The sequence below is a fragment of the Lactobacillus melliventris genome, from assembly GCF_013346935.1.
Classification (GTDB): Bacteria; Bacillota; Bacilli; order Lactobacillales; family Lactobacillaceae; genus Lactobacillus.
In genome coordinates, this window is the sequence record NZ_JAAEEB010000005.1 from 17,387 (window position 1) to 30,939 (window position 13,553).

9 protein-coding genes are annotated in these 13,553 nt (G+C 32.9%); 7 read left to right on the forward strand and 2 right to left on the reverse strand.

Translation table 11 applies throughout. The features are described 5' to 3' along the window. Positions 1 to 118: 118 nt before the first annotated feature. From GYV61_RS05845 to GYV61_RS05875, 7 genes are all read left to right on the forward strand, one after another. The gene (locus GYV61_RS05845) at positions 119 to 2,104 is read left to right on the forward strand and encodes a BspA family leucine-rich repeat surface protein (protein ID WP_174795135.1); all 1,986 of its coding nucleotides are present in this window, start codon (positions 119 to 121) and stop codon (positions 2,102 to 2,104) included. Between the two features lie 1,631 nt (positions 2,105 to 3,735). Further along, positions 3,736 to 4,566, forward strand: coding sequence for a helix-turn-helix domain-containing protein (locus GYV61_RS05850; protein WP_174795136.1), 831 nt, complete (start codon positions 3,736 to 3,738; stop codon positions 4,564 to 4,566). Positions 4,567 to 4,695: 129 nt separating this feature from the next. Next, complete coding sequence (locus tag GYV61_RS05855) at positions 4,696 to 5,925, forward strand: MFS transporter (RefSeq protein ID WP_174795198.1); 1,230 nt, start codon at positions 4,696 to 4,698, stop codon at positions 5,923 to 5,925. A gap of 398 nt (positions 5,926 to 6,323) precedes the next feature. Beyond that, a complete protein-coding gene (locus tag GYV61_RS05860; protein WP_174795137.1) occupies positions 6,324 to 7,469 on the forward strand; it encodes an SLAP domain-containing protein in 1,146 nt (381 codons plus the stop codon). A gap of 187 nt (positions 7,470 to 7,656) precedes the next feature. Continuing rightward, the gene (locus GYV61_RS05865; RefSeq protein WP_174795138.1) at positions 7,657 to 8,766 is read left to right on the forward strand and encodes an SLAP domain-containing protein; all 1,110 of its coding nucleotides are present in this window, start codon (positions 7,657 to 7,659) and stop codon (positions 8,764 to 8,766) included. Positions 8,767 to 9,042: 276 nt separating this feature from the next. Beyond that, complete coding sequence (locus GYV61_RS05870) at positions 9,043 to 9,780, forward strand: ABC transporter ATP-binding protein (RefSeq protein ID WP_174795139.1); 738 nt, start codon at positions 9,043 to 9,045, stop codon at positions 9,778 to 9,780. Positions 9,781 to 9,795: 15 nt separating this feature from the next. After that, positions 9,796 to 11,712: an FtsX-like permease family protein gene (locus GYV61_RS05875; RefSeq protein ID WP_174795140.1), complete on the forward strand. Its 1,917-nt coding sequence runs from the start codon at positions 9,796 to 9,798 to the stop codon at positions 11,710 to 11,712. A gap of 248 nt (positions 11,713 to 11,960) precedes the next feature. Here the strand turns inward: GYV61_RS05875 and GYV61_RS05880 are convergent, their stop codons facing one another. Then, positions 11,961 to 12,308 carry a hypothetical protein gene (locus GYV61_RS05880; RefSeq protein WP_174795141.1) on the reverse strand — a complete coding sequence of 116 codons (348 nt, stop codon included), beginning with the start codon at positions 12,306 to 12,308 and terminating at the stop codon, positions 11,961 to 11,963. A gap of 818 nt (positions 12,309 to 13,126) precedes the next feature. After that, on the reverse strand, positions 13,127 to 13,426 hold the full coding sequence (locus GYV61_RS05885; protein ID WP_174795142.1) for a MazG nucleotide pyrophosphohydrolase domain-containing protein: 300 nt from the start codon (positions 13,424 to 13,426) through the stop codon (positions 13,127 to 13,129). Positions 13,427 to 13,553: the final 127 nt, after the last annotated feature.

Below are 13,553 nucleotides of genomic sequence, written 5' to 3' on the forward strand. Positions count from 1 at the left end.
ATAATAATAAATTGTAAATGTATATGTGTTTATATATCTAAAAATTATACTTTATAACAAATGTTATTTATGCTATACTTTGGGTAATTAGAAGTATATTGCTTAAAGGAGACGAATAATGAATGAACACCATTTTAGGATTAAATTTACAACATACTTAGCTACTATTGCTATGACTGTGGTAGGTTTAAGTATTATTAAACCGCAAACAATATTTGCATCGGCTTCACCTCCTGCAAATTCAGCAAAAGAAACGAAAATTGCAACAAGAGAAACTAAGACAGTTCCATGGGTCAGTACTGATATTGATGATAATAGTGAACTGTCACTTAGCTATGATTCGACCAGTAAAACATTAACTATTCCTGGTAACTCCACAGCTTTTAATGACCCGAAACCGCTGGCAAATGCTTTATATAATGTAGGGCTTGATCCTGTAAATGTTAACCATATTGTTATTCAGGGTCACTTGGCACTTAGCGGGTCAGTCAGGTATCTATTTAAAGGCTTTAGTAATATAACTAATATAGACGGCTTGGACAAGCTTGATACTAGTAAAGTTACTGATATGACAAGCATGTTTTCAACATGTATTTATCTAAGCGATGTTAATCTAAAAAACTTTAATACTGCCAATGTTACCACAATGTCAAGCATGTTTTATGGTTGCGAAAGTCTTAAAAATATTGATGTTAGTACCTTTAATACCGAAAATGTTTCGGAATTAAGTGGCATGTTTGAAGAATGCAGAAGTTTAAATGCAATTGATTTAAGCAACTTTAAAACTAGTAAGGTGACTAATACCAGTACTATGTTCCACAATTGCTATTCACTAAAAAGCATTAAGTTTGGCAAAGATTTCAAAACTGATAATGTCACTGATATGAACTGGATGTTTAACAACTGTTGGAACTTAACTGACCTAGATGTTAGCGGCTTTTCAACTGCTAACGTTTCGACTATGTCAGGAATGTTTGCTTCATGTAAGTTATTAACAAAAATTGATGTTAGCAAATTTAATACTGATAAAGTAACTGTAATGAATGACATGTTTAATGACTGTGAGTATATCACAGAGCTTGATCTCAGTAATTTTAAAACCGCGAATGTTTTTAATATGAGCGGCATGTTTCAGTATGATATTCGGTTGCAAAGGCTTGATATTAGCGGTTTTGATATGAGCAAAATTATATACATTTCCGATATGCTAAATGATTTGCAAAGTCTAAACCTGTTAAAGCTAGGTAAAGATAATATTGTCAAGGGTACTGGCTTTGATGCTGATGGCACTTGGCGCAATGTTGCTGATGGTACACTTAATGACCCTCAAGGCAAGAATAGGTGGAGCTCAAAAGAATTAATGGCAAACTATGATCCAACTAAAAATGCCGATACTTATGTTCGCGAGGGTACACACTTTGATGAGCCTAAGCCACCAGTCAATCCGCCAACACCACCAACACCGCCGACTCCGACGCCAACGCCAACGCCAACCCCGACGCCAACGCCAACACCACCAAGTCATTCATCTGGTATTATAGAGCCGATTGCAGGAGCTGAGGTCAGAGTCCATTATGAAGATAAAAATGGCCTTAAACTAACACCTGATAAAATCTTGAATGGTAATGTTGGTGATGGCTACGTTACCCAAGAACTGAAATTTGCTGGTTATTTATTAAAGGCAAGGCCTTATAATGCGACAGGCTTCTTCAGCTACCAACCGCAGATCGTAACTTACACTTACCTTAAAGGGACTGAAAGAATGGTAATGCATAATTCGTATCTCTATGATATTAACGGTAAGCGGGTAACAGGCGAACTTATGTCAGGCCAGATGATTACTACCTATGATACCGAAACCATAAACGGTCAGAAGTATTATCTTTTAGATAATAATACGTTTGTGAAGGCCACTAATATTACAGGCCAAAAGCGTAAGTTAAAGCATAATGCACTCATCTATAATCAAAAAGTAAAGAAAATAAGACATGCCAGTCTGAAGCGCGGACGCAAAGTTAGAACATATGGTGGTGCAGTAAAGCGGAAAGGTCGTTATTACTACATCATCGGACTGAACCGGTACGTGAAGAAGGCTAACTTTTAGAATTTTTGGTTAAGCAGTTCAGTAGTACAGCATAAATATGTTTATAACTACTGAGCAAAAACGGTCAAGAAAGAATTCACAATTTAAATGCACCTAATAGTAAAAATTAGCTATTAGGTGCATTATTTTGTATTATGCTATTTAGCGATTAGTCCAGAAAATTGTAAAAAGGTCCCGAAAGTTGCTTAACTTCCAGGACTTATTTTTTCTAGTTATAAATTTAATTCTGCTTTTAAGGCTTTAGTTAGTACAGCAGAAAAATTTAAATTTTTCTCTTTGCCCAGTTTTACAGATTTAGCCCAGTTAGAACCCTTTACACTTCGAAGGAGAAGAGTGGAATTGAATGGCACAACCGCTTCATTCTTAAGGTCAGAATCAGGGCTTTTAACCTTTAACGAAATTATGACATTAGTTCCATAAAATTGTATCAGTATTATCAGGTTAATTCGTTTGCCTAGTTTTGACCAAAGTAGGAGTTAAGTAACGTTACCACAATTTGATTTGACTATAGTCAAAAAGGTAGTCAATGTATACAATTTGGTTTAATATAATAATTAGTTTTAAATTAAATAAATGATAAAGCGGTATTTAGGTATAATGAAAATTTTTTAATTTCTTACGGCAGTACAGTATTTCTGTATCCCGTTGGAGCTTATTATGTTATCCATAGAGAACTATACAATATCAATTTTCCTAAAAAAGATTTTTTATAAGTTAAAATCAGAATTGACTAAAAATGGATAAATTAGAAATATACAGAAACCAAATTCTGAATGATTTGACTAGTATAAAAAAAGGTATGAATCTGCCTATCACCATATAAAATTATCTAGTCAAGATTTGGTTACTAATAAAAAACATTAGTTTGTCTAAATAAATTAAACAGAAAAAATCTTATTTAACTACAATTAGTTGGAAGTATCAGTTTATAGTTTTATTATCTATATCTGATTTTTTGGTATAGGCACAAAATGAATAAAAAATATGATGTATTAATAATTGAAGCCGGACCAGCTGTTCTTTACACAAGTATAATTTTTAAAAAAGTACGCCAATGAAAGTCTCTAATGAATTAATAAAAGTTTTTATTGTAGAGGCACAAGAAATTGGCGGTCTAACCCAATACGCATTCATTCAAATTCTATATAGTGAAGCGTTGGTTATACGTTAAATTTTTGTAGAATTATTATATTAAAAAAATAGTTGATATATATAATTGGCATAGTGTGCTAATTGTAGGAAATAATAAAGATTCTATAAATAAATTGGCTAAGGACCTCTATATATCTGAGAAATTTTAGAATGTTACTGCATATTTAATGGACAAATTATATATAGTACTATTTTTTCTTGCAGAACTTAGGTGTTTTACATAAAAAGGCTTTATCCAAACAAGTTTTTTGGGGAAACTAGAATTCTTGGGTTATTTGCTGTGAGTAGTGTAACTAAGCCGATTTTTGGCATACCTGCAGCAATATATTCAGCTCAGGTTACAGGTTTCTACGTAGGTCATCTATTGGAAATGATGATCCTAGCGGTAGATTTCCTTTTTCCAGCGAGAAGAGAAGTTTCCAACATAAGGTAGAAAAGCAATAGAGAGGTATAAATTATTTGATTTAGGTATAAATATTATGACAATAGGTGAAGCTTTAAAAAAAGAGCAAGAGGAACTTGGCTTAACAGAAACAGAAATGGTTGAAAATATTATAACTACCAGTGCCTATTCTCGTATCGTCAATAATAAAAGAAGGATAAGTAGTGATCTTTTGCTCGAAATATTATTGATGCATGACATTGATTTAGAGAATTTCTTATTTAAAATCAAAGACACATATTCATGTGAAAAGATTCAACTCGAACAAAATTTATCACAAAAGATGGCAGTCGCTATAAACACTCACAATAAAAATGAGGTGAAAGTGTGCTATAAGCAGATCATAAAAAGCAACGTTAGCAGCAATCTTAAGCTCCGTGCAGAAATCGCAATGGCTTATATAAATGACTCTATAAATGAATTGGATGAAAGTTTTAAGAAAGTAGTAATTAACAATTTAACTAAAACCGAAAATTGGTTTTTTAACATTAATACATTGAGTTTATTTAGTACTGCTATCATAATTTTGCCTGAAGATTTTGTGGAAATCATGATGAATTCTTTTTTTAAAAAAGTTCAAAGGTTAGATAGGATATCAGGCGCGATGAATGAACGCTTTGCTGACATTTGTAATAATTATTTACATTGGAGATATAAGAATAACAAAAGATTCAATAAAGAAAACAATGTCGAGAATGCAATAGAATTTCTTGATAATTTAAAGAATAGTCCTAGATTTATCATTTACAGAATATCGGCTAGATATTATTCTGCTCTATTTTCCAATAAGCTAAATAAGGCAAAAAAAATAAAAGATGAACTACTTGATATCAAGCGCATACTGGCAGCTAAAAATTGGCCTGGTTAAATCCACCTATATAAATGCCCTGCAAAAATAGGTTAAGAAGGCATTGCGGATTGGTGGTCACCCAGGTTACTTGCCAACGTTTCTAGGTGATGAGCAGTTATTTATTAAGTTTAAAAGGTTATAAAAGTGGTGTTAAAAAAGAAATATTTAAATGTGTATAAGTTATTAGGCGGTCGAATAGCAACCAATGTTGCGGACAGCCTGTTTTACATGGCGATTCTCTGGTATTTCAAGGAAACCAGTCATTCGCCCGCAATGGTTGCCTTGCTTTTTTCAATTGAGGCGGGGATAGACATAGTATCGTTTGGCTTCGGTCCTTTGATCGATAGTTTTTCAATCAAAAAACTGCTGGCCTTTTCAACCATATTGCAGACACTAATTAGTCTAGTTGTAGTATTCATTTTAAAAGTCGCAAAGAGCAACATCACAATTGATGTTCTCCTGCTTTTATTGTTCAGCGCGTCAACAATTCTGTCTTCAATTATTTATCCCACAGAATATAAGCTGCTGCCCGTTCTGGTTGAGAAGAAGGATCTGCTGCATTTTAACGGCCTTTTTCAGGTAAGCTACAAGATATTGGATTTAGTGCTGGACGGCATAACCACCTTTATCATTGCTACTACTTCCATTAGCATGACCATTGTTTTATCAGCAATCATTTTCGGCTTGGCTCTGTTTGTCTACGCTAAAATCCAGGTAAACGTGCTTGCAAAAGATCTTTTGCAAAACGAAGAATACTTTTCTGGCTCTTATCTCAAGGATTTACGGGTGGGTTGGACCACCTTAAAAGAGGAAAAGAATATCCTGAAATTGATTCTGCCCCTGTGTGTGGTCAACTTCTTTTTTGGCATTTATGATATTGGGCTGCCTTATTTCGCGCAAAGCTATATCCATGACTCCGCGATTGGCTATGGGGGATTGCTGATGGCTTCTTCCGCAGGTAGCATTATCGGTGCCTTTTTGGTGCAACGCTTTAAGCTGGGCCAGAAGAAAATGGAAATTTTTATTGCAGCCTGCTTTTTAGGCACGGGCATTTTTAGGATATTGGTACCGTTAGTCGTGCGGTTCAATATCTACCTTGCCCTATTTAACGCGGGTGTATCGTCTTTATGGGGCACGATGATGAACACCGTTTTTGAAGTCTTGGTTCAGACAAGCTTCTCAGCCGCGGTTTTGGGTAGAATAGACACCATTAACGACAGCATACTTTCGCTAATGATTCCGTTAGGTACATTTGTGGGGAGCTGGATTGTGCAAACATTTGGCTCAATGAGTACACAGTACGTTTATGGGTTTGCGTTATTGTTCAGTGCGCTTTATTACTTTAGTGTAACGCAGTATAAAAAGAGACAAAAATAAGTGGGTGGCTGGCAATAGCCAAAATGCCGTGCAAGCAGGGTATTCATGTACGATACTAAACAGGCAAAAATAGGACTTAACACCTAAACATAGTGAGACTTTTCATTAAATCTTGATAATTTCTTTTGGGGTCTTCGTCATATAGTAAACCTTCCATGTTTCTTATTATACGTATAAATTTAACGGAGTAAGTTTAAAATTAAGTATCTTCCTATATATTAAGATATTTCCTTAATTAAATTCATCATTTTTTATCTTCCATAATTATAAAAAGGGGTACATGATTAGTAATAGTTATTATATTAGTTGTCTTTTACTATTGTCTCGTTTTGCGCTTTTGTTCCCAAAATAAAAGCAATGGCAAAAGATAGTAATTTTTAAAGAAGAGAGGTTAAAATATGAATAAAAAACTTGTTCATTATTTAGCAGCTGGTTTTTTAGGCTTAACAACTATTTGGACATTTAATCATCAAGCCCATACTGTTCAGGCAAAGATTCCTAGTGCTATAAGAACAGTTATGTACACGTCACAAGCATACGATGAGGATGGACAAAAGGTAGACGCTAAGTATCCAGCTTTTCGCCGGGTTGAAGTTGATAAAACGCCATTAATCTTAGATTTCAAGCCCTATGCCCCATACTATAAAATTAGCGGGAAAAAGCAATATATCAAAGCTAATAACATCGATGGCGTTAAACGCAAGGTCAAACGTAACTCTTATGTTTATGCTACAAGTTCACGCAGGGCTGACTATCGTTTAATTAGAAAAGGAACCTCAATTACAACTTATGGTGGCACCGTCAAGTTTAAGAATGGTTTGCGCTACTACCGCATTGGTGGTCCTGCAAAGCAATATGTGAAAGCCAGCAACTTGGGCAAAATCACTGCTTCAAACACCGAAGAAACTGTCGCAACAGTGACAAGAGATGGTGGTGCTCCAATTTATGAGATCAAAAATGGGGTCAAAACTACTAAAAAGGCTAAAAAAGGTACTACCTTTGTAGTCGACCGAGCTGAAGAAGATAACTATGCGGAGAAGATTGGTCATTCGGCTATCCCTAATCCTACTATTTATCGTATTAAAGGGACGAATAATTGGCTCTATTGCCTAGACGTTAAAGTTCAAAAAGAACTTCCGCATCATTATTATGACCTTGAGCATTATTCTTATATTAGATTTTATCAAGACACAGATGTCTATAATGCCGATGGCACCAAGAAAGATATTAATGGGCAAAGAATTAGGAAGCAAGGCGGTGACATAAAGGTAGATAAATTACTTTACATTTGGGTACCATCCGAAAATAAAGCCGAGCTGTTTTATCATATGAAGGGTCATATGTTTTATGCCACCAATAAGCCAGACGGAAAAGGCGGCGGTCAAGTAGATTTTGATGATAGCTATGTCAAAGCGAGTGATGTTAGATTTATTTCCGGTGTTAGACTAAGCCCAATTAATACAGCAGAAGAAGCAAGTCAAGCTGCTAAGCAAAAAACGACCAAAGAAGTAATTGAAGCTGCTAAGAAAAGAGCAGGGAATTAGTTAAAGTCATAACATACTTATTTCCTATTTGTATTAAGATATTTGGCTAATTAAGTCCATCATTTTTTAACTTCATTAATCGTTAAGAAAAGCACAGAATGAAATTATATAATTTCTTGTTTTGATTGCAGAAATTAGAGAATCAAAAATAAAGATAGCATTTTTTGAAGAAGAGAGGTTAAAACATATGAATAAAAAAATTACTCATTATTTAGCAGCTGGTTTTTTAGGACTTACTGCAATTTGGACATTTAATCAGCAATCCCATACTGTTCAAGCAAAGATTCCCAGCACTATAAGAACCGTTATGTATACGTCACAAGCATATGATGAGAACGGACAAAAGGCAGATGCTAAGTATCCAGCTTTTCGCCGAATTGAAGTTGATAAAAAACCTGTTATCTTAGATTTTGAGCCATACGCACCATATTATAGAATTAGCGGTAAAAAACAATTTATCAAAGCTAATAACATTGACGGTGTTAAACGTGCAGTTAAGCATAATTCCTATGTTTACGCTACCAGCTCACGCAGGGCTAACTACCGCTTAATTCGAAAGGGAGCTTCTATTACAACTTATGGTGGCACCGTCAAGTTTAAGAACGGTCTGCGCTATTACCGCATTGGTGGTCCCGCAAAGCAATATGTAAGAGCCAGCAACTTGGGCAAAATCACCGCTTCAAACACCGAAGAAACGATCGCAACAGTAACAAGAGATGGTGGTGCTCCAATTTATGAGATCAATAATGGTCTCAAAACTACTAAAAAGGCAAAAAAAGGCACTACCTTCGTAGTCGATCGTGCTGAAGAACAAGGATATGCTGAAGAAATTAGCCAATTAGCTATACCAAATGCAGTTATTTATCGTATTAAAGGAACGAATAATTGGCTCTATTGCTTAGACGTTAAAGTTAAGAAAGATCTGCCTTCTCATAACTATAATTATGAGCACTATTCCTATATTAGATTTTATCAAGATACAGATGTTTATAATGCCGATGGCGCCAAGCAAGATCATAAAGGACAAAGAATCAGGAAACAAGGCGGTAATTTAAAGGTAGATAAATTGCTTTATATTTGGGTGCCAGCCGAAAATAAAGCTGAACTATTTTACCATTTAAAAGGTCATAAGTTTTATGCCACTGACCTTCCAGGTGGTGGAGGACCAGATTCCATTGATGTGGGTGACGGTTATGTAAAAAAGAGTGACGTCAAATTTATTGCAGGAGTGAAATTAAGTCCAATTAATACTGCAGAAGAAGCACAACAAAATGCTAAGCCAAAGACGGCCAAGTAAAACATTTTGAAAAAACTGAATAAATAATTTAAATGCACCTAGTAGTAAGAATAAGCTGTTAGGCGCATTTTTGTATTTATTATAAAAACATATTTCAAAATTATCTCAATAATTTATCAAATTAACTTTGAACCTTTTTATTTAAATTTTCACTGATTCAAAGTAAAGCTTTTTTAAAATTTAGTCATCTTTTTCATTGTACTTATTGACAACGCTTTTTGTTAGAACTAGTGTACTAGATAAATAGTACAAAGAAACAGAAAGTGAGGATTAGTTATGGCCGAAATTTTGCAAGTAAGTAATGTTACCAAAATTTATGAAAAACAATATCAAACAATAGCAGGTATTAGCTTTGGAATTAACTTTGGCGAATTTGTGGCAATTATGGGTGCGTCTGGTTCAGGCAAAACTACTCTGCTTAATATGATTTCAACATTAGATACAGCTTCTGGCGGTGAGATCTATGTTGATGATCATGAAATCTCCAAATTATCTGATGATGAAGCTGCCAATTTTCGTAAGAAAAAACTAGGTTTTGTTTTTCAAAACTATCGTTTATTAAAAAGCTTAACAGTAAGACAAAATATTGCCGTTCCTATGTCATTACTCGGTAAAAATGACCAAGAAATCGATCAAAAAATTGATAAATTAGCCGAATATTTTAGATTAAGTGATCAACTTGATAAATATCCAGTGGCTTTATCTGGTGGTCAAAAACAGCGTGTAGCGATAATTAGGGCTATCATTAAAAATCCAACACTCTTATTGGCCGACGAGCCTACTGGTGCATTGGATTCACAAGCAGCTAAATTAATCATGGAGTATTTAGCAAAATTAAATCAAAAATTTCATACTTCTATCTTAATGGTTACCCATGATAGCTTAGCAGCTAGTTACGCTAATAAAGTTATTTTTCTAAAAGATGGGAAAATTGTTGACCAAATCGTTAAAAAAGATAGCAATAATACTTTTCAACAGGAGCTAGCAAGGAAATTAGCCGAAGTAGAAGCATAGGGGGTGCAATTAATTATGAATTACAAAGTAATAGCTAAAAATAATATCAAAAATAGTTTTGGCCTATACCGAAATTATTTTATATCGCTTTCTTTAATTCTAGGATTATTCAACACTCTGCAAATTTTCGCCAAGGACCATGTAATTGCAGATTCTTTATCGAGCTCAGCCAAAGTAGAGTTTATGTCTTATGTTACTTCGGTATTGTTTACCTTATTTACAATTTTCTTTATTATTTACTTTAACCGCTTTTTCTTAAAGCAACGTGCTGAAGAACTAGGAATTTATTCAATGCTGGGTATGTCAAAGAAGAACATTACTTCGATTTTAATGACAGAAAACACCATTATTATTGGAACTGCCTGCCTTGTTGGAATGCTTATTAGTATTTTGTTTTATAGTTTAATAAAAGTACTTTTGATTGTAGCTTTAAAGCTTGATATACCATATTTAACACATTTCACCTTGTCACCATTCATAATTACAGTAGTACTTTCAATTTTTATGTTGTTAGTTATCTTTTTTGATAATTACCATTTAATTAAGAGCTTATCTATCTTAAATATTTCTAATTTAAATCAAGTTAGCGAAAAAGCAGTGAAAACCAAGTCCTGGACAGCTTACTTAGGAATGATTGCGTTATTAATAGCCTATTTCTTAGTTTTAGATCTCGTTAAGCAGCAACAATCTTTATGGGTTAAAATTGGTTTTGCGCCAATGGCAATGATTTCATTAGTATTGGTAATAATTGGCACATTCTTAATCATCAAAAGCACTTTGGCTTATTTTATTAATCGGAAAATTAATAATCACCGTCAGTTGTACCGACCGACGAACAATATCTTTTTACCAGAATCACTGTTTAAACTAAAAACTAAATCAAATTTATTGGTTGTACTGTCCTTAGTTATTTCAGCTGTTATTGGTCTTGCCAGCACGACTTTCATGCTTTTAACTTATCCAAAAGCTTCGTTTATGAAAACTATACCTTCGGCTATTGAAATTAATCAGAAACTTGAACCTAATCAAGTAACCAAGGTAAAGCAAATAGCTAGAAAATATGATGGTAAATTTAAAGCAACAAAGGTAATTAAACTGATTTCTGATAAACCAATAATGGTAAACAAAAAGCAGTCAACTAAAAAATGCAAAGTTATTAATAAACAGGATTATCAAGAGCTGTTTAAATTACAAGGTAATAAGCAAGTCCCAAACCTTGCATTTACTAAGGGAACTGGATATATTTATGCCTTTTATAAGCCAAACAAATCTTGGCGTAAGGTAAATATTAATAGTATCAAGTTTAATTTGAAAGAAATGCACATGTGGCCTATGAACGCAGGATATGGCTACGCATATATAGTGCTGAATAATCAAGACTTTAAAAAAATTAGTAAACATCATTCAGCTAAAATGGTTTATACGGTTAATGGGCCTAATCTACGAGATAACAAGCAGCTTTATCAAGATATTAAGCATATGAACATTAGGTTTTTAAGCGCTTATAAAAAGAATAAAGATGCGGTTGACAATAATAGTGCAACATTTTTAATGGAAGCTTTCATTTCTGTGTTATTTTTTGTCTTTATCGGTTGTATTCTTTACTTTACTACTTTAATGGAAACTATAGAACTAACTGACGAGTTTAGATTTTTAGATAATATTGGTTATAGTAGAAAACAATTGAAAAAAATAGCTAGTGCTAGCAATTTATTGCTTTTCGTTCCTCCTGCAGTGATGGGACTATTAAATGGATTAATAGCTTTTATTGGCTTTAGATACAGTTTCTTGGAAAATGATGTTGTGGAACTCATAGGAAGCTTTCAAATTGTGGGGAAGCCAATTATTGAAACATGTTTATTATTTTTAATAGTTTATGGATTAATCTACATTTTTTCATACCATAAAACTAAAGCGCTATTGGAAATATAAATAGAACGAAATAATTTTAAAAATTAGATTATTAATCATATAAAGAAGGGTAGACCCATAGCTTTTATACATATTGAGTAGTCTGTGACCTATTTAAGATGCAAAATTCAAGACTGAGAGAAAATATATATGAAAAAAGCATTGAGCATTAAACTCAATGTCTTTTGTTGGTCTATAAGAAATAATTCTTCAAGACTATTCAGTCAAGTCAAGATTGTATTTTTCCAAAATAGCTATTTCTAAGCATTTTACTCGGGTAGCAATAAGAAGATCAGGCCAGTATCTAAATAAAGAAAATTGGAACCGCTTTTTGGACTGGTTATCATATCCACTAAGCCTAAGAAAAGAAATACCAAACCTAAAATAGCAGAAAATTTTTTCGAATTTTTATATGCTTTTTTAGAAATTTTTTTAATTCTAGTAGTGGGATTCTTTCCAAAAAAAGCTGATATGAAGCACATGAGGGCTAAAATTAAAAAGCAGAATAGGAAACCAATACTTTTTCCTAAACCAAAAGTTAAAAAGATGCCTAGCAGAACCTGAATAAAGGCACATATTAAAACTCTAGCTTTATAAGACAATTTTTTTAAAATCATAACAGTATAACGCTTTCCCTATTATCAAATAATCTTGTATATAACTTGATATCAAAGATGATAATTATATTATATTTGGATATATTAAACCCTGATTATTAAAAAGGCAACAAAATTTTAAATTGTTTCATAATTAATCAGTGCTGCCAAAAAATATATAAGTTTTAATTCAAGCAACTAGGAAAAGAAAAATATATCCATATTAATTAACTAATTAACTAAACATCTTGAAACAAAGAGTATTTGGGAAATAGCCATAGAAGAAAAATTTACCAAAAATTTCGGAACCTTTGTCAAATCAAGATTGCATTTTTCAGAAATAACTATTTCTAAATGTTCATTAGGGGAATAATACGCATAGCAGGCCGGATTCCATATAAACAAGACCTAAGCCACTTCTCGGTTGATCTATAAGTTCTATTAGAGCCATAAAAAACAAAACTAAACCTACGCAAGTCGAAAATATTTGCCTATTCCTATAGACTTTTTCAGAATATTTTTTAGGTTTATCGACTGGATCCTTTCCAAAAAGAACATTTGCAAAATCCAAGAGAGCAAGAATTAAAAATATGACTATGACATAAAATTTGTGTTTTAACACAAAAATTGCAAAGAGGCCTAGCAGAATTTGTATAAAACCAGATATTATATGTTTAGTTTTATAAGATAAGTTTTTTAAAACCATAACATTATGACGCTTTCTCTATTATCAAATAATCTTGTATATAACTTGATATCAAAGATGGTATTTATATTATATTTGGATATATTAAACCCTGATAATTAAAAAAGCAACAGGATTTTTAATTATTTCATAATTAATGAGGACTGCGTTTAACACCATTTTTGTATATTCTTTTTTCGTTTATTTTCATTTTATTAACAATGTCTTCACCCAAATCACTCACAAGCATTTCTGCAATGCCTAGTAAGAATATCCCCACATCGGCTAATTCTTCATTGATGTTTTGTTTATCATTTTTGCGCCAGGCTTCAAATAACTCATTAGCTTCTCCATGTAATCGCAATAATTCAAACTCAATATCTGCGGTATTGAAACCGTGTTTTTTCTTATTTTCCATGACTGCTTTTTGCAGTTTCTTAGTATCTATGATCAATTTTGACTCCTAAATAATGATTTTTTTCTATTTTATATTTAATTTGTAAATAGATACAATATCAATATCTGGTCAAGTTATAAAACTTTTATTGTGTATTTTTGATAACTCTAATTAAAAATAATTA

Excerpts from the sequence above, each read along its gene's own strand:
- GYV61_RS05845 (WP_174795135.1), top strand. The coding sequence starts at position 119 with ATGAATGAACACCATTTTAGGATTAAATTTACAACATACTTAGCTACT.
- GYV61_RS05850 (WP_174795136.1), top strand. The coding sequence starts at position 3,736 with ATGACAATAGGTGAAGCTTTAAAAAAAGAGCAAGAGGAACTTGGCTTA.
- GYV61_RS05860 (WP_174795137.1), top strand. The coding sequence starts at position 6,324 with ATGAATAAAAAACTTGTTCATTATTTAGCAGCTGGTTTTTTAGGCTTA.
- GYV61_RS05865 (WP_174795138.1), top strand. The coding sequence starts at position 7,657 with ATGAATAAAAAAATTACTCATTATTTAGCAGCTGGTTTTTTAGGACTT.
- GYV61_RS05870 (WP_174795139.1), top strand. The coding sequence starts at position 9,043 with ATGGCCGAAATTTTGCAAGTAAGTAATGTTACCAAAATTTATGAAAAA.
- GYV61_RS05875 (WP_174795140.1), top strand. The coding sequence starts at position 9,796 with ATGAATTACAAAGTAATAGCTAAAAATAATATCAAAAATAGTTTTGGC.
- GYV61_RS05880 (WP_174795141.1), bottom strand. The coding sequence starts at position 12,308 with ATGATTTTAAAAAAATTGTCTTATAAAGCTAGAGTTTTAATATGTGCC.